Raw genomic sequence first — 24,041 nt, 5'->3', positions numbered from 1 at the left:
GAACATGGATCAGTTCAAGAAAAAGAGATTGCCCCTCCTGATTGCGGGAGCGGGCGGCAAAAAGAGCTCAGGCTCAAGCCGTACACCAGTTGAAGCGGATGATACCGTTAATTCGCGGGCCATGGCGTCTATCCTCGATCTGCTCGGGGAAGGTGTTGTTGGTGGGCTTATTAACGGTGCTAAATCTATCTTCATCGATGGCGTGGCGCTGGAGAACGAAGACGGATCATTCAACTATTCCGGTGTAACCTGGGATTTCCGGGATGGTTCGCAAGACCAGAGTCCGATGTCTGGTTTCGATTTTGTCGAAACGCCAAAGGCCGTTAACACACAGCTGAAAACCACAAACGCGGTTACGGTTGCCATCGATAACGACGACGCTGATCGTGTCCGAGTGATCATGAAGTTCCCGTCGCTGCGTAGCATTGACAAGAAAACAGGGGACACAAACGGTACTTCTGTCCAGTTTAAGTTCCAGCTGGCCAATGGCAATGGCTCTTTCTATGACGTGATTGCTACAGGTGAGAGCAGCTCTGACGTGACGCTGACTGCGAAAAAGACTGGTGTCTACTACCGCAGTTACGAAATCCAGCTTCCAAAGCCTGGGCGTGCCTATAAAGTGCGCGTGCTTCGTCTCTCCGCCGACAGCAACGATCAGTATCTCTTTAACGATACTTGGGTCGACTCTATCGGTGAGATCGTTGACACCCCAATGAACTACCCGAACTCCGTTCTGGTTGGCCTTAAGGTTAACTCTGAGCAGTTTGGTAGCTCTATGCCGTCACGTTCGTATCTTATCCGTGGCCTCAAAATCCGTGTGCCTTCGAATTATGATGAAAACACGAACACTTATAACGGCGTTTGGGATGGAACCTTTAAGCTTCTGTCGTCTTCCAACCCTGCCTGGATTCTGTTCGATCTGCTGACCAATGCTCGTTACGGCCTCGGCAAATTTGTTTCGGAGTCAATGATTGACCTTGGCCAGCTTTATCAGATCGGTCGCTACTGCGACGAAGAGGTTGATGATGGCTTTGGCGGCAAAGAAAAACGCTTTGCAATCAACACCCAGATCACCAGTCGTCAGGACGCTTATCGTCTGATTCAGGATATTGCCGGCGCTTTCCGTGGCATGGTTTTCTGGGCTGGTGGCATGGTGAATATCATGCAGGACAGCCCATCTGACCCTGTCATGCTGTTTACCAATGCGAACGTAAAAGATGGCCTGTTTACCTATAAAGGCTCAGCTCGAAAAGACCGGCCGTCCGTAGCGTTGATCACTTATAACAACAAACAAGACGGCTATAAGCAGAACGTTGAGTATGTTGAAGATCAGGAAGCGATGGCCCGATACGGGGAGCGCAAGACCGAGGCCGTTGCGTTCGGATGCACCAGCCGAGGTCAGGCTCATCGTGTAGGTTTGTGGCTGCTCTATACCGCGCGTATGGAGTCGGACATGATCACCTTTACCGCGGGCCTGGACGCCTCGTTCCTGATGCCGGGCGAAACCGTTCTGATTCAGAACAAATATCGTGCCGGCAAACGCAATTCCGGTCGCATTGTCTCTTTCACCAAAAACAGCATCACCCTCGATGCACCTGTCTCTCTGAAAAAGAGCGGTAGCTTCATCCGTATCATCAATCAGGAAGGCAAAATCGTTGAGCGAGACATCAACGAGACCGGCGACAACATCACTAAAGTTACCTTCAAGACGGCGTTGGCCACAGCCGATCAACCAGTAGCGAATGGCGTCTGGACGATCACCGAACCAGACCTGGTTCCAATGCGGGCGCGCGTTGTCGCTATCGCGCAAGGTGAAACCCCGGGGTCGTTTGATATCACGGTGGTGCAGAACAATGCATCTAAGTACCAGGCGATTGATAACGGGGCCGCGCTCGTTCCAGAAAATACGACGGTTCTTGATCCCACATATTCCAAACCGAGCAATCTGGTCATCTCAGAAGGCACCTATCTGTCCAGTCCTGGCAACTTGTCCGTGAAGCTGATGCTTGCCTGGGAAGGTAAATCACCAGAATACTGGGTCAGCTGGCGCCGCTCCGACGAGGGCAACGTCTCCAACTGGCAATCTGCCCGCGCCACGGAAGAACAATATGAAATCGTCAATGTTGCCGAAAATGGGCGATATGACTTCCAGCTGTATTCCGTTTCCTTCGGCGGCAAAAAATCCGAGATCATTACTGCTGTCTATCAGGTAAAAGGCACGATGACGCCGCCAGGGGCGCCCACATCACTGACCGCGGTGGGGGATTATCGTAACGTGGTATTGAATTGGGTTAACCCTGATTCAGTCGACCTCGCGCAGATCAACGTGTATGCGTCCAAAACAAATAAGCTGGACACCGCGACACTCATTGCTCAGGCCGCCACAACGACTTTCACTCACGCTGGGCTGGGTGACAACGAGACCTGGTATTACTGGATTCGTGCGGTAAACAAACGTGGGATGGTAGGCCAGCCGAACTCGAACCTCGGTACAGAGGCCACCACTCGCGACGTATTGTCTTTCCTGAAAGACAAGATCACATCTTCTGAACTCGGCAAAGAGCTGCTCGACGAAATCGACAGCAAAGCCACTCAGGAGGCGGTAGACAACGCCATTGGCGAGGTTCAGAACTCAGTCAACGAGTCTATTCAGCAAGTTGAAAACGACCTTGCGCAAACCTCCTCCGAAATTAAGGCGCAGGTTGACTCTGTCAATCAGTCGCTGAAAGAGGACATTGATACCGTCAATCAGACAATTGTCGACAATATCGATACGGTCAACCAGACGATCAATACCAACATCTCCAACGTAAACAGCCAAATTGAAGCTGCAAAACAGTCTATTAAAGACGGCGACGCTGCTCTGTCGCAGGAGATTAAGAATGCGCAGTCATCACTGACAACGTCGCTGTCCCAGACCAGCAAAGATCTGACTGCGGCCATTCAGAAAGAGACGAATGACCGTATTGCAGATGTTAATGATGCAGCCAAGCAAGCGGCCGACCAACTGCTGAGCGCGAAGAATGAGCTGAAAACCTCTATCGATAGCTTGTCTGAGGTTGTGACCTCCGGTGACGAAAACCTCGCGCGACAGATCTCGCAGATTGCCGCTGGCACAGGGGAACAGTTCGACTCTCTGAAAATCTGGTATTTCGACCAGGACGCTGAAGGCTGGACGGAAGATGATAATGGCTACACGCCAATGAGCGTCACCAGCGATGGCTGGCTGAAAGCGAACAATCCGACCTCAACCTGTCGTTCCCCTAACGGATTGACGATCGATGCCCATGCTTATCGTTTCATTAAGATGCGCATTAAAAAGGTTGGCAACCCAACCTGGAACGCCAAAATGTTCTGGATCGGCGCTGATGAAACCGGCTGGAATGCTGGTCGCTCCGTGGTTATCAGTGAACCGGAATACGATGACAAGGGTATTGCGATTCTGACCCTGCACGACATTGAGTGGCGGGATTCGACAACGATTCGTCGTTTCCGCTTCGATTTCACTTCAGGTCAGGATGCGGACAATTACCTGTTATTCGACTGGATCGCCGTTGGTCGACCGACGCCGGGCGCAGGCATGGCCGCGTTACAGGAAGAGCAGCAGGCTCGTGCGAATGCAGATACCGCCGAAGCGCAGGCGCGCAGCACATTGGCTGCACAAATCCGCGGTTCATCTGAAAGCGGAAATCTGGACGACATTCGTTCTGGCCTGATCTATCAGGAGAAAAATGCTCGTATCACTGCCGATGCTGCGGAAGCGAGTGCGCGTGAATCCCTGCAGACTGAATTCAACAGAAACAAAGCCTCTGTTGCAGAAGATCTGCATACGCTGTCCACTGAACAAGCTTCCCAGGCAAGCAAGATTACCGGGTTGCAAACAAGCCTTGGCCAGAAGGCCGATGCCAGTGCAGTACAGACAATTTCCCAGAAGGTTGAAGAGCAGGGCAACACCCTTAAATCACAAGGTGCGGCATTGTCTACGCTGGATAATCGCGTAGGAAGTGTTGAGTCTGGTGTGTCTGCGAATAGCAAGGCGATCACGGGTCTGCAGTCGACCGTAACCCAGCAGGATAAAACCCTTAGCAGCCAGAGTGAAAGCATCACCACCCTGAATAACTCGCTGAGCGATATCCAGAGCGATACCGATACTGCCAAAAGCAACCCGAGCAATTTGCTGGTTAACGCCTCCTTTGAGCGTGACCTGGCAGGGTGGTCTGCAGGGAACAGCGTATCCAGTGTTATCAAGGCGAGTGCGCCCCATTCTGGTAGCAAAATTCTTGTTTGCGCCGCCGGCACGGTGCAAATCACGCAATCTGTAAGCGTCGTCGAAGGGCGGACATACAAGCTGTCCTCTTTTGTGCGGTGCACCACTGATGCGGTGATCAGCAGCCCTGGCAACAACAAACTGCGTATTGGCGCGGCCACGTTGCTCAAAGAGATTCCGATCCGTCCGGAGAATCTGCCCAAAGATGAAACATGGAAGGAGGTCTCTGATACCTGGAAGGCGACGCTGACCGGTAAAGTTGACGTATCGATCATGTCTTCTCTCAAAACCGGTTCTCAGTACTTCGATGATGTTGGTTTTGTTGACGTCACTGATGCTCTGGCGATTGAGGCGAACGCCAGTGCCACCAATGCTTTGACCTCTCGGGTATCGTCTGTTGAGGGCACCATCACCAGCCAGGGGCAGCAGATCACTTCGATGCAGAACAGCATCAAGAACAAAGCTGACGCCTCAGCTGTGACTAATCTGACAAACCGCGTAACTGCTGCCGAAAATCAGATCTCCAGCCAGTCCCAGAGCATCACCAGCCTGTCAAACTCGCTGGATAACGCCAATGCTGATGCGGATGCCTCGAAAGCGATCGTCGGCAACATGCTCAAAAACAACTCTTTTGAACGTGGTTTCGAAGGTTGGGAGTATGTCGGCTGGACTCTGCTGGAGGCCCAGAACCCCAAATCGGGGAAATACATCATCCAGGCGGGCAAACTGGCCTCTGGCGGTGACTCAGGCTGCAATCAAACGGTCGAGCTGCAGGCTGGCAAGACTTATCGTATCGGCGCATGGGTTCGCAAATCCGCTGACTTCGCGATCAATAATGCCGGCAACAACAAGATTAGCCTTCGAAACGCAGATCTGACGCCGTTAAAGGATATCCCGATCACCGGCGCCGGGCTGTCGACTAACTGGGCACTTATTAGCGGCGAGTATACGCCAGCCAAAACCGCCAGCGTGGTTGTGTCTCTGCGCGCAAGTGTCGCTTCCGGCTATATGTATCTCGATGACGTCTTCTGCGTTGACGTGAGCAATGAGAAAGCGATTGATGCGACGTCCAATGCGTTATCAACCCTCAACAGCACCGTGACCCAGCAGGGAAAAGACATTACGTCGAACTCCAACAGCATCACTTCGCTGTCAAACCAGATGGTTAACGGCCGCCAGAACATGTGGGTGCGTAGCGTATACAACGTACAACTGGCGAACAATGCCACCGAGCCGACCTTTAGCGATATCAACGGTAAGGCGCCAATCTCGATCGATGAGGTTCCTGACGCGGCAAAACTGGACTTTGCGAGCGCCGGCAGTTACGTGATTGCGCATTACAAAGCCTTCGTGAAGGTTAATGCTGATACCACCATCACTATGGCACCAGGGTCCCGTGTTTTTGATGATACGGGCGCCGTATACGTGAACGGTGTTAGGGCTGCTTTTGGTAATTCGAGCTGGAATACGGTTAGCTTTGATCTGAAAGCTGGCTGGAACACGGTTGAGTTCCTGGTGAACCAATGGACTGGTCAGGCTTACATTAACCTAGGCTTTAAACTGTCCGAGAAGGTAGCCCAGCTGAATTCTGCTCTTGGGATGAACGCGCTTTCGAATGCCATTAGCGCCGTCACCTCAAACGTCAGCACCGTAGGTGATCGCGTCACGAGCACCTCACAGAGCGTTACTGACCTGCGAAATAGCCTCGAACAGACCAACGCTAATCTGGCGAGTAAGGCAGATGCACAGGCGCTGTCTACGCTGCAAAATACGGTCTCCAAGCAGGGGGATACGATTTCCAGCCAGGGTAACAGCATCACGAACCTGAATAATACCCTGACCGCTGCCAGAAACGCCGGTGACAACCTGATCCCGAACTACGATTTCCTGCAGGGTGCAACTGCGTGGGATACCCAGTATCCGGCGGGCGTCACTTTCGGCAACTTCGGTGATGGTAAGGCTGGGGTTAAGCTGAACCGGACGACCACTACCAGCCCAGGCATCTTCTCCAACAACAACAAGCCGCTGCCGCTTAATGGTCAGCGCAAATATCGTGTTGTGGTTAAAGCCAAGGGCGTGTCCGGGGCGATGAACATGTTGATCCGGCGCCAGAATAAAATCGGCCAGACCGACAGCAATTATGAAGATAAAAACGTCACACTAACCAGTGAGTGGCAGACCATTACCTGGGAGACTGGACTTACTGCCTCTAACGCGGATGGCCAGAACTTTAAGCTTTACGCGCACCCGGCTAATGCCGAAATCTGGGTTGATACCTTTAAGGTCTTTGATATCACGGATGAGGTGAAGATCAAGGCTAATAGCGATGCGCTGTCTACGTTGTCGAGCACGGTGACACAGCAGGGTGACAAAATCACCAGCCAGGGCAACAGCATCACTAAGTTGACCAATGACCTCGAGGCCGCTGACGCAAACATCGCGAAAAAGGCCGATCAGTCGGCAGTCACTACGCTGACAGGTCGGGTAGAAAAGACGGAGTCCGGTCTGACGGCGGCGAACAGCAAGATTACGTCGCTTAGCAGCTCTCTGAGCCAGCAATCCAAACGCGGCGCTAATCTGCTTCCTGATGGCACTTTTGAAAGCTACGCGGTTGGCCACAATCTATCAAATAATCGCGTTATCGTGACCACTGATGACTCGCACGGAGGAAATAAGTGCATCCGTGTGACGCGTCCGAACGACTACAACGCCAACGCAACAGATAACAGCGATAACCATATTTTTAGCGGATTTCAGGTTCGCGATAACGCAGTCTTCTATATGGAATGCTGGGTTAAGCTGGATGCCAAGAGTACTGCTATGGCCGAGAATGCACAGGTCTCCATTGGCTTATCGCTCCAGTATCAGGACAACTCTTGGCAGTGGCCGGCAGTTACCAAAGCGGCAAAGGATCTCTCTTCAACTCAATGGACGAAGGTTTCTGGTTACCTGAAATCAACGAAGAGCGGTATTAAGCAGGCAATGGTGAGGATTTCTATTCCTAACGTTAGCAGCGTTAAGGCGGGAAACTCATTCCTCATTGATGACCTGGTCATTACCGAAGTGACTGATGCCTACAATGCGCAAAGTACAGCAGACGCTAATGCCAATGCGATTTCGACACTGGACTCGACCGTCTCCCAACAGGGTGACCAGATCACCAGTCAGGGTAACAGCATCACCAAACTGACAAATGACCTGGCAACGACCAATAACAACGTCAGTAAAAAAGCGGATCAGAGCGCTTTAAGCGTGTTGTCCGGGCGCGTCGATCAAACAGAATCGGGCTTATCCTCTGCGAATAGCAGTATCACTGCGCTTAATTCATCTGTACGCGCAGGGAATGCGACAAGTGGCGATTTGATTAGCAACCCGACATTTGACCCAGAGTTTAGTCAGATGGGCTTCACTGTGGTTTCCAGCTCGTCTGAGGGCGTGCCAGCCAATTGCCCATACGCTTATGTTGCACGCATTGCGGCTCGCGACCATCACCCCAATTTTGCTGCTATTCCGGCGACATTGGGGGATGTCTATGAAATGTCTGCTCTCGTCGCGTGTGGTGCCGGCTCCGCTGATTTCAACCTGTATCTCGGAACCGCAACAAGGCCAAGCGGCAGCGTGGGCGCGCCTCTGTCATCCGGCGGCAACCGCAAGGCGTCGGCCACATGGCAGCGAGTAACCTGGCGATTCAAAATTACTCAGGGGATTGTCGATCGCGGCTTCTTCCGTCCATTCCTGCAAATTAACCAGTCCAGCCCATTCGGCACCGTCTGGTATGTGACTGACTGGCATCTGCGGAACGTAACCGACTCCTCCAAAGTCCAGGATTCCCTCGACGCCACGGCGAAAGCGGTTGATTCGCTGACCTCTACGGTAAATCAGCAGGGGGAGAACATCTCAAGTATTGGTACACGCACTACCAATCTTGAGAACAATTTGAGAACAACAAATGCAAACGTTGCTCAAAAAGCGGACGCCAATGCTCTGACGGCACTGACCAACCGTGTTACCCAGACCGAAAAAGACATTAACTCAACGAGTTCTTCTGTCACGAATCTGAACAACAAGGTTGATGCAATTTCTGTCGGCGGTACAAACCTGATCAAGAACTCCGGCGATATGACCGGCTGGTCGAGCGTTGTCAGCGATACGTATCGTGGTAACGCGGTAATCGGCGCAACTGTAAAAGCCGGCTCCGGTTACAGGGATTTGCGGGAAATCACGCTTGAGTCGCCGGTCGATGCAGGTGAGTACGTTTACAGCTTCTATGCGAAAGGCGGCGTTGCTGGCCAGACGATGACGGCGTTCTTCTACAATCCGAACACTACAACGTCTATCGAGACCAGCCAGGGTGCGAAGGGTAACAACAGTGATGGCCGTGCGCAGTTCACGCTGACCACTTCATGGGCCCGCTACTGGGTTAAGTGGAAACAGACACCTACCACGGGCACCAAGCGCCTGATTCTGTGCCGTATCGAGAGCAATACCTCCAAAGACCAGACGGTGTACATCAACAGTCCGAAGTTTGAGGTAGGTAACGTTGTTTCCGACTGGAACGAGTCTCCGTCTGATAGCGCCAGTGCGTCGGCTGTGGATTCGCTGACAACGAAAGTGAATCAGCAAGGCACTTCCATTAGCTCTATCGGAAATCGCACCACATCGCTGGAAAACGGGCTATCGACAGCTCAAAACAACATTGCCAAGAAGGCTGATGCTTCTGCATTGCAGGATCTCCGGAACACGGTGACATCTCAGGGTGACGATTTAACCGCGGCGAACAGCAGCATTACCAGCCTGCAGGCCTCGATGAACCGTCGCACTGTGTTTACTGTCACTGCACGGGGTAATGGCAACAGCGTTACCCATGGGGTGTTTGATGAAAGCGGCAAGAATCTGTTTACCCCTGGTCGCAGCTGGGCGCTGGTCACTTTTGCAAAACACAGCGACGGATCAACGGTGATTGCGACCTCCAAAACATACGATGTCTTTGGCAGCGCGAATAATGGCGCCACGATGTCGGCCGATATCGAGGCGCTGGCCAGCGGGACTTACGTTTGTGTCCTGACATTCGATGAGCCAACTGGCAACCGAGGTAAGGTATTGTCTGCCCTGGAATCTCTTGGTGGTACATCCGAAGTCGTCAACTCTCTGCCGTATCGTGGTGCCTATATCCTCCTTGGCCGCAAAGGCATGAAGCCGGGCGATGGTCTGGAACTGCGTGCGCCAACCGGTGGCGACGGCACCGCCCACATTTCGACCTCAGTCGAGTTTGTGAACGGGGTAATGATGGGGCTGGGCGCCGCTGGTGGTGTGATGATGAAGGCTGATGCGAACGCATCTGCAATTACCACGCTCCAGAATACAGTGAAGACCCAAGGGGATAATATTGACTCCCTGAGCTCCTCGACAACAGCGCTGGAAAACAGCCTTGCGTCCAGTAACGCCAGCGTGGATGCAGCAAGCCAGATCCCCGGTAACCTGATCGTAAACCCGTCTTTTGAGCGTGGTACGGAGGGCTACACTGGTTGGAGCGGTATTGCCACGGTGGCAACGCTGCAGGTTCCACATCTTGGCACCAAAGCCGCCAAACTAGCAGCGGGTGGTTCTGCAGGCGTAGGCCAGAAGATCTCCTTCAAGAAGGATCGGTCGTACAAAATTGGAATTTGGGCAAAGCAGGACCCTAATACCACCATTCAGTCGACCGACAATACAAAATTCCGTGTGGCGGACGGTAATGGCCTGATTGCAAGTAAGGCTTATGGTCCGTTCACCTCGAACTGGCAGGAGGTGTCATGGACATGGAAGGCGACAAAGGATGTCCTTGCTGACGTTCAGTTCACTGCTTTCTTGTCAGCCGGTGCGATGTACTTTGATGATTTTTATGTCGTCGATGTGACCGACTCTGTTGAAACTCAGGCGAACTCGAGCGCGATCACTAAGCTCGATAGTCGTGTGACCAAGACAGAGAATGACATCACCAGCCAGGGCAGCCAGGTTACGCAACTTAAGAATGACCTTGCGACCACAAACACAAATGTTTCGAAGAAAGCGGATGCAGCTGCGTTAACGGCATTAACGAACCGCGTCACGCAGAACGAGAAAGAAATTGAAACCCAGAGCAGCCAGACAACTTCGCTCAAAAACTCTTTGAGCACTGTTCAGGCGATGGGGAGCAACCCGTGGTTTGATGGTTCTCTGGAGACGTACTCCGAAAACCAGCAGATCAGCGGCTCGCGTGCGGTCGTCGTCAGCTCTCAGAAACGAAGCGGAACGAAGTCGTTGCGTGTTTCCCGCGGCGCCGGTGAGGGCGGAAACAGCGATAAAACCATCGGTAAGTGGATTGCTCTGCGTGAAAATGCGGTATTCCGCATTGAACTCTGGGCGATGATGCCGGCAGATCAGTCGCCATCCTCTGGGTGGTCAACGCTCGTTGGTTTGCAGACCCAAAACGCTGCCAACAACAATAACTGGCCGACGGCAATCACTATCAATGAAGCCGCATTGGGTGCAAGAGGCGCATGGAAGAAATTCACCGGTACGCTCCGTGTAGCCGCTGGCCACACTCGCGGCGCATTTTGGGTATCTACCCGCGGCACAACTGGCACTGGTACACCGGGGTATGATCTGTATATCGATGACGTTGTTGTCACCGATATCACCGACGCAAAAGAGGCTCAAGATTCGGCTAATGCGAACGCATCCGCGCTCACCAGCCTTACCTCACGTGTTACCAATGTAGAAGGGCAGGTGACATCCCAGGCGTCTCAGCTGTCCTCTTTGACGTCCCAGGTGAATGATGCGTCTTCGAAGGTTGATCAGATGGCGCAGACCATCACCAACAACGAGAAAACGCAGTCGTCGCTGAATACCAGCTTGCAGTCGCAAATTGATGCGCAGGCATCGGCAAACATCAAGAACCAGACGGAGTTGAATAACGCCACCACTTCGCTGGCGGCAATTAAGTCAACTCAGCAGACCCAGGCCACAACGATAAGCGCACTGTCTCAGCAGCAGACGAATTTGACAGCTCAGGTAGGAGGCCAGTCAGCCGAGCTTCAGGAGCTGAAGAAAACGGTTGTCGAAAACGGCAACGTTAACAGTACCTGGATGGTCAAAATGGAAACCAACAGCAATGGTAAAAAATATGCTGCTGGTATTGCTTTAGGTATCGATGGCAAAAATTTGCAGAGCCAGTTTCTGGTTCAGGCTGATCGCTTCGGCTTAATCAACACCTCTAACGGGAATACGACCACACCGTTTGTTGTTGAAAATGGCGTTGCGTACATGAATGCTGCGGTGATCAAGGATGGCTCGATCACCAATGCGAAAATTGGCAGTGAGATTAGGTCTGACAACTTCGTAGATGGGTCTCGAGGCTGGCGCGTCGGGAAGGATGGTTCTTCTCAGTTCCACAACGTCATTGTTCGAGGACATGTTGAAGCAGAAAGCGGTTCTTTCAAAGGCACCATTGACGCTACTGACGGGGTTTTCAGAGGAACCGTGCAGGCAAGCCGATTTGTTGGTGATATTTGCTCAGCTGGAGTATTCAAACAAGGCGTAAGGCCAGACATTACCCATTATGACTCTGGTTCAGTCGGCGGAACAAAAACATACGTTGTATCAGGCACAGTGGCATGCGATGTGAATTTCGTTGGAAAGATCATGGTCTGGATTAAGGGGGTTAAAGTTTCCGAGTTTAGCGTTGGCGCGGCCGCATCTAACGCGACTACACGTTATATCCCAGCTGTAGGTTCACTGTCCGGCGTAACTGACCAAAATGTCAGGTGCGAAATTACGGTGGAGGGGAGCGGAATTTATAACTATGTCGGCGGCTTTGCCCTCATGACCAGATCGAGCGGTTCCTGGGCGTAAATATTTGGAGGCGGCCTTTCACCGAGCGTAATAACGGAGTGATTGGAGGCGCATCATCAGATTAACATGGCGCCCCGAAAGGGGCGCCCTTTATACCGAATTAACTCAAGGAAGAGTAAATTATGGCAATGTATGAAGTCGGCACCATAACGGGTGCAGCAAATCAGGCAAAAGTAACAGGCACATCTACCAAATGGTCTGAAACTGCTCTTGGTATTCAAGAGGGTTCAATTTTAGTCATTTATCGCAATGGAAGTGCTGATCTGTATGCCATCAAATCAGTAAATAATGACACTCAACTGACCCTGACGAGAAACATAACAACTGCTTTTTCTGGTGCGAAATATGGAATTATTACGGCAGAAACTGCCAGCACATCGTCTTTTGCGAATCAGCTTGCCAGCGCATTTACTCTTTGGCGTAACGTTGTCCAAGGATGGTCTACAGCCCTGACCGGAAGCGGCGACATTACGATGACAGACCCTATAACAGGTACGTCTGTGACTGTTCCTGCTGTATCTGGGATGGCGAAAGCATCTGACCTCGCGGAACTCAGGAACTCACTGAAAGATTCAGCGAAGACGAGCGCAGCAAATACGTTCACACAGACGCAGATATTCAGTAAGGGGGTTACTTTCAGTGCCACTATAACGGCTGCAGGGCAAATTCTCAGGAAGAATAGCAATACACAGTTCACTGCCATCGACGCCGGCAACCTTGAAATTAGCAGCGACACTACGCCGTATATTGATTTTCACCACAAAGGTAGCTCTGCAGATTATACGCATCGAATTATCACCGAAGACGGGGCTTTAGCGGTTTATCCGGGGCTGCGAGTCCGTGGCGGTCTCGGGGTTTATGGCATTGCTACGCAGTACGGCGATCTGTACGGGCAAGCCTTCATTGCCAGATTAAACACTGACCCTGGAAACATAGCAAATGGCACCGTGTTACAAGCGCCACGTTTTACGTCAAGATTTAATACGCGCGGTAGTGATGGCAACGTTGATGGCGGACAGGCGGCTATGTGGTTCGAAGAGCAGGTAGGGACTAACCACAGACTAATTCTTTCTGTTGGTGGATTTTCGCAACCAATACAGTATTGGCAATTCCTGGCCGACGGCAATATCTACGGAAGCCAGCGCGGTAGCGTGCAGTTTCTGGGGACGTCTGACGCTCGCCTGAAGCACGATATCACGCCTACTGATGGGCAGCAGTCAGTAGACCGCATAAAGGCGCTGGAGCTGGTGACGTTCGTCTATAACGACGACGAACAGAACCGCGTCCGCCGGGGGATCATCGCGCAGCAGGCCGAGGAAGTAGACGAGCAATACGTGAAACATGTTAATATTTCGTACCTGGATGGTAATAAGCAGGTTAACAGTGAGCGCCTTCAGCTCGACAACAACGTGATAATGATGGACACGCTGGCGGCGGTGAAGGTACTGATTAAGCGAGTTGAAGCGCTGGAGAATAAAATTAACTCATCAGAAGGGAGCGACGCCATAAATACAAACCAGAATTCCTTCGATACAGGCGTGGCCATGAGTAGTGAGCAATTAAATTAATCCAATTTGTATGTAAGTACTTACCTACAATTGGTTTCTAATTTATGATATAAATCTGCCATCCGATTTGACTTATTCATGGAGGAAGACATGTCAAACGAGATGGCAGGCGTGACGCCAGAGCAGGTGGAGCGCATTGCCGCAATTGTTGCGCGAGAAGTCGTAGGAAAATTAAGTAAGGAGCTTCGCGATGATATTGGCCAGGAGGTCAACGATCAGCTGCGAACCTACTTTGGTGATATGACTCCGGCGCAACATAGCATTCAGCATTCCAATCTGGACAAACTTCTTAATCGGCTCGACACGATTTCAAGCGGGTTCTTTGGGGGCATTATTTCCAAGATTACCTCGTTCCTGATCACCGTGCTGCTTTTGGGTTTGGCCGCTTATGGAGTGAAAAATGGACTGCAATAACAGGAGAACAAGGATGAGTACTCCAAGAGGCATTCGTAACAATAACCCTGGTAACCTGGATAAGGGGTCGCCGTGGCAAGGGTTAGTAAACAATCCGGCGGAACCGCGGTTCTGCACTTTTAAAGACCCCGTATGGGGGATTCGAGCACTGACAGTAACGCTCATCACCTACCATGATAAGCGCCGCGCAAAAGACGGTTCCAGCATCGATACGATCCGCGAAGTCATCGAGCGTTGGGCGCCGCCGCATGAAAACAACACGGCCGCCTATATCAATGAGGTCTCTAAAGCCGTAGGCGTGGCGCCGGACATGATCATCGATCTGCATGACTACAATACTATGCGGCCGCTGGTGGAGGCGATTATTCGTCATGAGAACGGTCGTGGCCCTTTGAAAACACTCAACAGCTGGTATTCGGCCGAAGTTATTGACGAAGGTTTGCGTCGCGCCGGCGTCGTTAAACCGGTAACTGCAGTGAAAGCCGTACCTGTCACGAAAGAAACTGCAGGCGCAACGGTGACTGCAGGTATCGGTATTGCGCAGCTGGCGGACGTAATGCCGCAGATCTCCGTTGCGATGGATAAAGCCCAGGGGCATATCACCAGCGGGGACACCGTTCGCATTATCTTCGGTATTGCGACCATTGTTGTCGCTGGCTTTATTGCCTGGTCGCAGATTCGTAAGCATCAGGCAGGAGTGGTGTAACCATGAACGGCAGCCTGTTTTCAAAGGTCAAATCGGCCATCATGACTTTGGCTGCCGTCTTCTTTGTGCTCGTTGGGGCGTACACCTGGGGTGGACGCGCTGCCAGGCGGGCCATGGAAGAAAAGGCGCAGAGAGAAACCAACAAACGGCTTCAAGGCACAGTGGATGTGAAAAATGAGACGATTAATGAAGTCAGGACTAAGGATGCTTCTGCCGTTCATCGCGAGCTTCGCGATAAGTGGATGCGTGATTAAACCCCAGACCGTGGGCGTACAATTCTGTGATGGGGCAAACCCTATCTACATCAGCAAGGACGACGCCCTGACAGAAGAAACTGAGAGGGAAATCCTGATCCACAACACGCTGGGTGAGCGGCTGTGTCGTTGGGGGTACGCGAAGTAGCACATACGCCGCGCGGACATAATTAGCGCGGCCTTAGTCATGAACTACAAGATGTCAGATTTTCACGTTACTTATCTTTAACCCGGCTTTCTCCTGTAACTCAGTAAGTGCTAAGACATTGGCAGGGTGGCGAAAAAAATTGTATGCGTTCACGGCCACAGACTCGTTTAAAAAACCATGGCTTAGCAGAGAGTCCACGCTGGCATCGTATAGCGCCTCAAGAGAATTGAATTTCTCTGCCAGCAACCAAGCTTCTTCCTCTTCAACACCGTAGATACCGCAGGCGAAAAGAAGCGGGCCTAAGCGAACGTTTTTTGCTCGTTCTATACCCTCATAAATTTTCCTAGCCTGCTTCAAACCACCTCTGTCGATACCAATCAGCGCTCCATAACTTATAAAGAACATGTTTAGTGGCTTTTGTATTAGCCTTTTCTCTACGAGCTGCTTGAGAGTTTTTTCCCCTAATTGGTCTATATGTACTCCTCGTGGCTCGAAGAAGCGGCAGCAAGCAGAGTATGGGTTTCCTGAGTTCAGAAGGCCGTAAGTGTTTTGGGTACTGCTTAGCTCAATGCTCATAGTGAGTACTCGACGAAATGCTAGACGCTAATCGTGGTCTATGTTCGCACGATCAAGGGGGATGGGATATTAAAGCACTCACCACATCCGAAACTACGGTATTGGTCAAAGAAACTCGTGACCGTCGCCAAATGCCTTTCATTTCACCTTTACACCGCAGCCGTAGGCATTTAGGCTATATCGCATATAAGAAAACAAGTTGTTTCATACGACGATAAATCACACGTAGGGATATCACGAATGACTCAGATCATTGTGGTGGGCGGCACCAAGGGTGGCCCAGGCAAATCGACTGTTGCTCAGCAAATTGCAGCCTGTCTGAAAATCAAAAAGAAAAAGAAAGTACAGATCACTGATATCGACATCCAGCGCACCACGACAGGATGGTGTGAAGACCGCCGGCACAATGAAGAACTGGAGCTGATCCCGTTCGCCTATGTCCAGGATGACATCATCAAACACATCACTTCGCTTCGTGGCCGTTTCGATTACGTCGTCGTTGACGCTGGTGGTTTCGACTCCGAAATTCAGCGCCAGGCTATGCTGATGGCCAACGTGATCCTTATCCCGCTTCGCCCGAAACGCCGCGATCTGAAATCCTTACGTGACATCGACCCCATCGTCGACAGCGTTAGCAGCGTGAATGACCAAATCAAAATCCGTGCTGTAATGAACCAGTGCCCGTCTCTGCCTTCTCAGGCTGCGCGCATTATCGCTGCAAAAGAAATTGTCGAAACCTTTGGCATCGAGGCGGTACCTGTGAATCTTTACAACCGCAACGTGTATGACGATGCCGAAGAGGCGGGTCGTTCCATCTTTGAGATGACCGGAGCCGAACGCGACAAAAAGGCTGAGGCCGAGATTGAAGCATTAGTAGAATACGTAATGACCTTGGAGGGTGAATAATGTCCATGAAAATGGGTGATCTGGCAAAACGTCCGGCTGCGGAAGCTGCCGCGCCTAAAAGCAGCACCCCGATGCGCCAGCCTGTCCGTCCACAAGGCCGTCCAACACGTGGCAAAGAGAAAATCAAAAGCCGCACGATGTCTCTTGAAGACGAGTATTTCGAGTTACTGGAGATGATGAAGTTCATCCCTCGCTTTGAGAAGTTCACCCGTTCTGATGTGATACGTGCAGCTATTTTCCATCTGGCAGAGAAGTCCCCGCAGGAGATTGAGGACATCGTAAAGATGAACGAGGCGATCACTGCTGCCGATGTGACGATGCGTACTGACGAAATAAAGCGCGAGTTGATGAAGAAAGGTTGATATGATCAAATTTCTTTCAAAATATTTAGGCTGGCTAATTGGTTTAGTATTAGCCATATTGGCTGCCCTTACGTTTGGGAAAATTATTAGCTGGCTTGGGATATCGAATGATTGGATTATCTCTCTTGTCGGCACAACGATAGGTATGATATCCAGTTTTCTGTATCGGAATACAATTAAGTACATTAAATCCGAAGAGTACAGACAAGTGGTAAATGAATACAAGGAGAAACGTAATCATCTTGTTAAGAAAGAGAGAGAGGAGCTAAAGAGAAAGACAATTGTTGAACTCTATCTTTTGAATGAGAAGAAAACCTTTCTCAAGGTAAAGCTCCTCTCGATAATTATGATATTCTTAGGTGTAACATTGACTTACTTTTTTGAGTATAGCTACATCGTCACTGTCACCGGAACTATATCCTTCGCTTTACTGGAGTTGAAAGAGCGGGTCTTAGCGTATCGAATAGCAAAAGGTTTTTACGGCAATAATAGTACTGAGGCTATTCAGTTGCTCAAATTTATCGAGGCCAATATCGATAAAATTGATGATGGAAGTGGTGGTGGTAAACGTAAAATCTTAAATGATCCCGTTTTAGAAGAAACCCAAAATGAAAGTTTGGGAAAGGGGGCATTGGATGCTAGATAAAGATTTCAGTAGCAAAAGCATAAATCGTGCCCTCGATATCCTCCTGTTGGGATACCCACTTAGGACTGCATTTGGTCTAATGATAGGCACTTTATTAGGTGTCATTCTGCATATTTTTACACCTTTCTTGCAAGTCAAAGGCTTTGTTGTTGACGGTATTTATATCCTTGGTTGTTATATTGTTGGAATTCTAGTCATGCACATCAAGACAATCATTGAAGTGTATAACGGAGATGCGATTAGTGAGAGATTTGGCAACACTTTAAGAATTATTGATAAGCGTATGGATTTAACGGATGAACAAAAACGCTACTATCGAAATAAACTGCTCAGTCAGCACATATCCAGCCTTAGTGATAAACAGATGCAAGAAGTTGAACAAAGAGTAATCGAAAAGTAATTTTTGTCACCTAATGATGACCTGTTTCTGTATATAAATATAATAAGAACCATAATACATATAAAGAAGCAGGTCTTTAATACAAGAACACTCCAGTACATGCCCTTCTGATTCCTCTTTCCAAACTGCTTTCCAGTCGCTATGATCTGCCAAATAGTAAGTAAGTAGTTACCTATCGGTGAGGGCATGAGCCAGATCTTTTTTGACACCATAAACAACGGCCAGTACGACTTCATGACAGAGTGGGACACGGTCGCCATGGACAAGTGGGTTGCGGAAAACATCGGTCTTTCACGATGCCAGGGAGAGGCTGAGCTCTTTGATACAAAGTGGTTTGACTATCGCGACATGCACCCGCTGATGGCAACCTGCCTGTTCACGGAAGCCTATAAGCGTGCATACTCACAGATCATGCTGTCTCATGGCCGCGAGCATTTCGAGACGGCGCCATTTAGTACTGGCCTGAAACGCTTGCCTTACCAAGAGCTCTCGGCGGTGAACAAAACATCCCTTTGGAAAGCTCGCCAGTTTGCAGATAGATATTGCTGCTCTTATGACTATTTTATATCAACTGTTCTTTCTGCAGCTGCGCGCCGCCTCTGGGACAAATTACCTCGCCCTCAGCATCTTTGGCAGCCAGAACTGATTGAGATCTTCGAAAGCAAACTCGCCAATCGTGCGGGAACGCGTCTGGATGACTCTGTAGTGAGTTTTAAGCACTTAGGGGACATGCAGCACGACCCAATTCAGGAACGTTACTTTGAATGGGTTCTGGAGCGTTTGAAGCACATCACCCGAGATAAGCGTATCCGCATCATCTTCTCTGCTGTCTGGTTGATGGAGCTGGTGCCTGAGCGCGTTATCTATGCCCATTACCCGGAAGAACTGGAAGAAGCACGGCGACTGTGTTGATCGCCTGTTCCATATTTTTACGATTAGAAAACAACTTGTTTAAGCACCAAAGGATAACAAACACATGACCGAACTTTGCCACACGGGACGAGGGTTGTCTGAAGAGTTCGACGACGACTTCCAGAATCGTCTGGCGGCGTATTTTTGCCGCGATCATGAGTTTCTGACTTGTGCCGGCGATCTGGTTGCCCCCAACCAATTCTCCAATGCGGCGAACGCCATACTGGTGAACATGGTATCGGGCTATTTCAGAATGTATAAGAGCGCGCCTTCATCGGCGGCCATCCTCGATATGTTGAAGCGTGCTAAACGCGATAAGACGATCAGAGAAGAGATGTTCCCGGATGTTGTGGCGGCGTTTAAGCGAGTGCTCTCGGAAAAACTCTCTGATACGGCTTACATGGTCGACCAGGTCGCGACGTTCGCTAAAAGTGTAGCGTTCGACGATGCGTTGATTAAAGCGGCCGAGATGAAGGAGAAGGGCGACTTCCAGGGAGCGATGGCCATCATGGCCAAAGTGCAGCAGATCGGTTCTAACGAAGCGACGGGCATTTATGACTATTTCGCCTCTGCAGCGGAACGTTACAAGGCTCGTGAATATGAGGCCTCAGATGATTACGTGCCGAACAGCATCACCACTGGCCTGCCGCTGCTGGATCGTATGCTCTATCAAAAAGGGTGGGCGAAACGTGAGATGGTGCTCTTCATGGGTTTTGCGAAATCAGGTAAATCGACAGCGATGGGAGAGTTCTCCATTAACGCAACGCTGGCCGGCTACAACGTTTTGTATCTTTCTCTCGAAGTGCATACCTCGATTCTCTCCGATCGCTTCGATGCGCGGCTGTCTGAAACGGAGATGTCAAAGCTGGTAGAGCAGCGTGACGACGTTCACCGGAAACTCGCGGAGCTTGGCGCGACGAAAGGGGTGGGGAATCTCTGGGTGGTTGAGCGCCCGTCAGGAAGCATGTCGCCTGCAGATTTGGATCGTATGCTCAATAGTATGAAAGCGAATGGCATGATCCCGGATATGGTGGTGGTCGACTATGCGGATTTGATGCGTGCCAGTTACGACCTCCGTGACGACCGGGCGAACATCCGTTCTATCTACACCGATCTGCGTGCTCTCTACGATAAGCACAACGTTGCAGGAATCACGGCATCCCAGACCAACCGTGAAGGTGGCTCATCCGAAGTGGCCACCATGATGCACGCCGCGGACAATATTGAAAAAGTCCGTATTGCCGACTTAGTCATCACTATCAACAAGACTGAGGAGGAAGAAGCCAAAGGCGAAGCACGTCTCTATTTTGCTGGTTCTCGTAACCAGAAGGGCGGGGTGAGTATTCGCGTTAAGCAGAACCTCGAACAGATGCGCTTCATCGAGCGGATCATGGAAGTTCTTTAAAAAATAGGCGTGGGGCAAAGACGGATAACAGCCCCACGCCCTTCCAAATTACCTTTTGTTTAATCACAAAAGGAAAAACACATGAGCCTCTATGGTATTCAAAAACCGAGGCTTATCAAGATATTGCCTTTTAAAAACTGCGGTGAATGACAATGAGTGACCTCAAAGAGTTACTGTCCGAGCTGGATTTCGAACAATGGATGGATATGGAAGGCATCATCTATCGTCGCGGCGGTGTAAGCGCCCGCGGCCGCGAAGTGAATATCAAAGAATGTCCGGTATGTGGAAGCACAAACTGGAAGGTCTATTTCAACCTGACCAACAACGTCGGGAAATGCTTCGCTGGCGATCACCCAGAAGAAATTCAATTTAACAAGCTGGTTTTCCTCAAACACTACAGCGGTAAGTCTCGTCGTGCCTTCGAGGAATACGTACATAACGCACTCCTGTCTCAAGGTTGGGCGCCAAAAAAAGAAGAGGTTGTGCTGGCCAGTGCTGTGGAACTTGAAGGCCCGGTGGCTTTACCGCGGCATTATGAGCTACCAATTGACGGTCGGCTGCCGGACTATCTTGTTGAGCGGAACATTACCCCGGAGCTGGCCAAATATTTTGACCTGCGTTACTGCGTCGAGGGAAAACATGCTTATGTCGACCCATATACCGATCAGGTTAAAGGGCAGGCATTCGACATGCGCATCCTGATACCGATTTACGATCTGAATGGGGTGATGAAGACATTCCAGGGGCGTGACATCACCGGCGCAGCAGAACGCCGATATCTCTTTCCAATGCAGCTGCCGGCATCCGGGAGGTTTCTCTATAACGGACATAACGCAGTTGGAAAGCAAACAGTCGTCGTCTGTGAGGGGGCTTTCGATGTCATGGGGGTTAAGCGCGCCATATTCGACGAGGAAACACTCCGGGACTACGTAGAGCCCATTGGCACGTTCGGGATGCATCTGTCCGGAAACACGACTGTAGACGCAGAAGACCAGCTGGGCGCGTTTCTGTCGTTAAAGGCTGATGGTCTGCGAAACGTCATCATGATGTGGGATAGCGAGAAGCAAGCGATCCGAAACACAATGGCGGCAGCCAGACGATTAGCCAGTATAGGGTTAAATGTGAAAATAGCCTGTCTTGGAGAAGAAGGGCTAGATCCCGGAGAGGCCACCCAGGAACAAATTCTCAAAGCCTACTATCGTGCAAAACCCTACTCTAAGCAGCTGGAGCTGCAGAGCAAGGTTCTCGGTATAAGGGTGTTTAATTCGTGAGGTATATTGCTGGCTGCCTGCCGCCTGAGCAGCCAGCAATGATTATTTTGAATCTCTGGACAAGACTTTTCCAGCTAACTCGGCAATAGATGATGCGCCATCCAGTAAGGACGGTATGTTTTCAGAAGAAACCTGTATAGGGCTGAAAATTAGCTTTTCAAATAATGACCACGATTCCTTTTCAGAGCCTGATTTACTTTTTGTCTCCACATAATCATGTATAAACTCACATAGACTGAGCCTCTGTTCTATCTGTAAGAGTTGAGCCTTAATAGCTTTTCCTTCAATGTAATAAAGACGCATAAAATAAAACATTAGCAACTCTAGCGATAGTATCGGTAAGTAATAAGCAAGTGCGCTAAGGTTGAATTCAACCTTATACAGCTCGAAAATATGGTTTATCAAAGCCCCTGTGGGGATAAGAACCAATAAAACTGAAAAGAAAATAACGCTATGGTGATTTTTTTGGTACTCATCTTGTTTTGTATGTAGTAAATTTGAAAATGCTTTGCTCAACAAGACGAAGTTATACTCGCTTTTATATTCATTAAGCTTATCAACATACGTACTGATATCTTTTTGAGAATTTTCAGCTCTATTAATTAACGCCTTAAGGTTATCAGAAGCTTTTTCTATTTGTTCTTGAGCTTTCTGAGTTCCTAACTCTATCTGGTTGGTGAATTTTTCTTCATACCCACTGACATCGTTAGCCATCTTTCTCAATGTAACAAATTCTTCCGATGATAAAATACTCTTTATTAATGCGGCAGGCATTGAGCGCTCAATCCACAAGAATTGCGCATCTCTATCAGAGGGGGAGGCTAGTTGGTCTAATCTTTCAAGTGTCTCCCTTTCTACAAAAACAGGAGGATGTGCAGAATCTTGAGTCCAGAAATAGTGCTCGTACACATTTCTTATTAGAATATTTAAAAAATAAAAACGGTTTGACTCTAGTTTATCCAACCTTGGGAGAGCTCTTTCTTGTAAGTAGCGCTGATTGAATTGAGTATATTTATTGAGAGAATCCCTGTGGGAAACAAATAAGTTTCGAAAATAATCCCAACTAAGAAACAATACAGCTTCTATAAACTCATCATCACTAAGCTTGCTAAGATCGCCAGGAATAACATCATTATATCTGATGTTTTTATCAATCCAAAGGTCTATTGATTTTAATTCGCTCTGGTAGGAATCATTCCAAAAAGTCATACCTTCCTCTTCTATGCAAAACGCATTCTAATTTTATGGCGTTTGTTATCAATCAGGGTGGTCAATACTCTGACACATTGCTGTGCACTTTAAGATGTTAGCAGAGTACGAACAGCATTAGTAAGGTTAAGTCTTGATAGATAGCTTCGCTCCGAGCTAAACGCCCTTGTGGCCTATGCACTGCTGTGTTGGGCTGTTGCCATTATGTCCCTCTTCGCTGTTGTTTGATAAGTAGCTACTTACATATTTTCATGTAATAATTTTATTTCTGGTTGTGGAGGACATCACATGAAAGAAGATATCGAACAGGCAGTTTTAGAGATGATCAAGAAGTCAGGCGTAGAGCTTGGCGAGGGCGAACTGGAGAGCATCATCGATGCCTCATTCAACAAGGCATCAGAGCATATATCGAATGCGCTATCCTGCATTCCTCTCAAAGAAGGGGCGACACATACGTCGGTGTTAGTGTGGTACGCAAAGACGCCTGAAATGCCCGGTACTGTTCAAAAGCGTGTAGCTCTGGTTGCGTTCATCGTCCCGTCGCTTGAGACCGGCATTGGGCCAGTCGCGCGTTTTGGCGCCTGGTATGACGACAAAATCATCTTCTCAAACTGCTACCAGATGGAAAGCAGAGAAACGCTTGAGAAGAGCGTGGACGTGACTCTAAGAGCCGTAGAAAGCAAATGCGAGACAGTAGGAGAGGCTTTCGTCAGCGTCATGACTTCTCCCGATGTTGAAAAGCGCCATGTAGATCTGGTAGCACCACCAGGCTTATTGGAAATGATTGTCTCTGGAGATTACAACAAGGCTATAGCGCGTGTTCGTGAGCTGGACTATGGGCGTATCTGCGACCTGTGTCGTAGTGATCTGGACTTAATCAACGTGATCGTTGAGGCTGGCCGCGTCTGTGATGGGGTGTTGGCACAATACGCAAGTAAGATCAGTCGTTTGGCCAATGAAATGCCTATGCTGATTCAGGAAGCCAAATCCCACGCCGTTCATGCCGCAAACGACCTGCTAACCCCTTATCGATACGAAGCCGCAAGTGACAAGATGACCGGCTGGGCCACCTGGTAAGCCGTGACTATGTACTGTGTCCCCGTACAGAGTTATTTAAACTGATTA

15 protein-coding genes are annotated in these 24,041 nt (G+C 49.8%); 13 read left to right on the top strand and 2 right to left on the bottom strand.

The genetic code is table 11. From position 1 onward, the window contains the following. The first annotated feature begins 4 nt into the window (after window positions 1-4). From HMPREF3142_RS00480 to HMPREF3142_RS00460, 5 genes are all read left to right on the top strand, one after another. Complete coding sequence (locus HMPREF3142_RS00480; RefSeq protein WP_070611357.1) at window positions 5-12,139, top strand: phage tail tip fiber protein; 12,135 nt, start codon at window positions 5-7, stop codon at window positions 12,137-12,139. Window positions 12,140-12,261: 122 nt separating this feature from the next. Continuing rightward, a complete protein-coding gene (locus tag HMPREF3142_RS00475) occupies window positions 12,262-13,707 on the top strand; it encodes a tail fiber domain-containing protein (protein ID WP_070611355.1) in 1,446 nt (481 codons plus the stop codon). A gap of 90 nt (window positions 13,708-13,797) precedes the next feature. After that, the gene (locus tag HMPREF3142_RS00470; protein WP_004109805.1) at window positions 13,798-14,121 is read left to right on the top strand and encodes a hypothetical protein; all 324 of its coding nucleotides are present in this window, start codon (window positions 13,798-13,800) and stop codon (window positions 14,119-14,121) included. Window positions 14,122-14,134: 13 nt separating this feature from the next. After that, on the top strand, window positions 14,135-14,827 hold the full coding sequence (locus HMPREF3142_RS00465) for a hypothetical protein (protein ID WP_070611350.1): 693 nt from the start codon (window positions 14,135-14,137) through the stop codon (window positions 14,825-14,827). 2 nt (window positions 14,828-14,829) lie between these two features. Continuing rightward, complete coding sequence (locus tag HMPREF3142_RS00460; protein WP_040203611.1) at window positions 14,830-15,081, top strand: hypothetical protein; 252 nt, start codon at window positions 14,830-14,832, stop codon at window positions 15,079-15,081. Window positions 15,082-15,283: 202 nt separating this feature from the next. Here the strand turns inward: HMPREF3142_RS00460 and HMPREF3142_RS00455 are convergent, their stop codons facing one another. Next, complete coding sequence (locus HMPREF3142_RS00455; RefSeq protein ID WP_077270004.1) at window positions 15,284-15,805, bottom strand: helix-hairpin-helix domain-containing protein; 522 nt, start codon at window positions 15,803-15,805, stop codon at window positions 15,284-15,286. Window positions 15,806-16,045: 240 nt separating this feature from the next. Here HMPREF3142_RS00455 and HMPREF3142_RS00450 point away from each other — a divergent pair, with 240 nt between their 5' ends. The 7 genes from HMPREF3142_RS00450 to HMPREF3142_RS00420 all read left to right on the top strand — a co-directional run bounded on the left by HMPREF3142_RS00450 (window position 16,046) and on the right by HMPREF3142_RS00420 (window position 21,707). After that, the gene (locus HMPREF3142_RS00450) at window positions 16,046-16,711 is read left to right on the top strand and encodes an AAA family ATPase (protein WP_021313115.1); all 666 of its coding nucleotides are present in this window, start codon (window positions 16,046-16,048) and stop codon (window positions 16,709-16,711) included. Between the two features lie 5 nt (window positions 16,712-16,716). Next, window positions 16,717-17,073: a hypothetical protein gene (locus tag HMPREF3142_RS00445; RefSeq protein ID WP_014342115.1), complete on the top strand. Its 357-nt coding sequence runs from the start codon at window positions 16,717-16,719 to the stop codon at window positions 17,071-17,073. 1 nt (window position 17,074) lies between these two features. After that, window positions 17,075-17,719, top strand: a complete 645-nt coding sequence (locus tag HMPREF3142_RS00440; protein WP_060527959.1) for a hypothetical protein — start codon at window positions 17,075-17,077, stop codon at window positions 17,717-17,719. After that, window positions 17,709-18,119, top strand: a complete 411-nt coding sequence (locus HMPREF3142_RS00435) for a hypothetical protein (protein ID WP_070611348.1) — start codon at window positions 17,709-17,711, stop codon at window positions 18,117-18,119. The genes HMPREF3142_RS00440 and HMPREF3142_RS00435 overlap by 11 nt, the downstream gene beginning before the upstream one ends. A gap of 186 nt (window positions 18,120-18,305) precedes the next feature. Beyond that, window positions 18,306-19,031, top strand: a complete 726-nt coding sequence (locus tag HMPREF3142_RS00430; protein ID WP_070611346.1) for a hypothetical protein — start codon at window positions 18,306-18,308, stop codon at window positions 19,029-19,031. Between the two features lie 64 nt (window positions 19,032-19,095). Next, window positions 19,096-20,436 (top strand): DnaB-like helicase C-terminal domain-containing protein, encoded by a 1,341-nt coding sequence (locus tag HMPREF3142_RS00425; protein WP_070611344.1) that lies wholly within the window; start codon window positions 19,096-19,098, stop codon window positions 20,434-20,436. A gap of 146 nt (window positions 20,437-20,582) precedes the next feature. Then, window positions 20,583-21,707 (top strand): DNA primase, encoded by a 1,125-nt coding sequence (locus tag HMPREF3142_RS00420; RefSeq protein ID WP_172579089.1) that lies wholly within the window; start codon window positions 20,583-20,585, stop codon window positions 21,705-21,707. A gap of 42 nt (window positions 21,708-21,749) precedes the next feature. On the opposite strand, the gene HMPREF3142_RS00415 is transcribed toward HMPREF3142_RS00420, so the two are convergent. Further along, a complete protein-coding gene (locus HMPREF3142_RS00415) occupies window positions 21,750-22,916 on the bottom strand; it encodes a hypothetical protein (protein WP_064164509.1) in 1,167 nt (388 codons plus the stop codon). A 288-nt stretch (window positions 22,917-23,204) separates the two neighbouring features. On the opposite strand from HMPREF3142_RS00415, the gene HMPREF3142_RS00410 reads away from it, so the two are divergent. Continuing rightward, window positions 23,205-23,993: a hypothetical protein gene (locus tag HMPREF3142_RS00410; protein WP_070611341.1), complete on the top strand. Its 789-nt coding sequence runs from the start codon at window positions 23,205-23,207 to the stop codon at window positions 23,991-23,993. Window positions 23,994-24,041: the final 48 nt, after the last annotated feature.

Source organism: Klebsiella sp. HMSC16C06, from assembly GCF_001808325.1.
GTDB lineage: Bacteria > Pseudomonadota > Gammaproteobacteria > Enterobacterales > Enterobacteriaceae > Klebsiella > Klebsiella variicola.
This window is presented reverse-complemented; position numbering and strand designations above follow the sequence as displayed.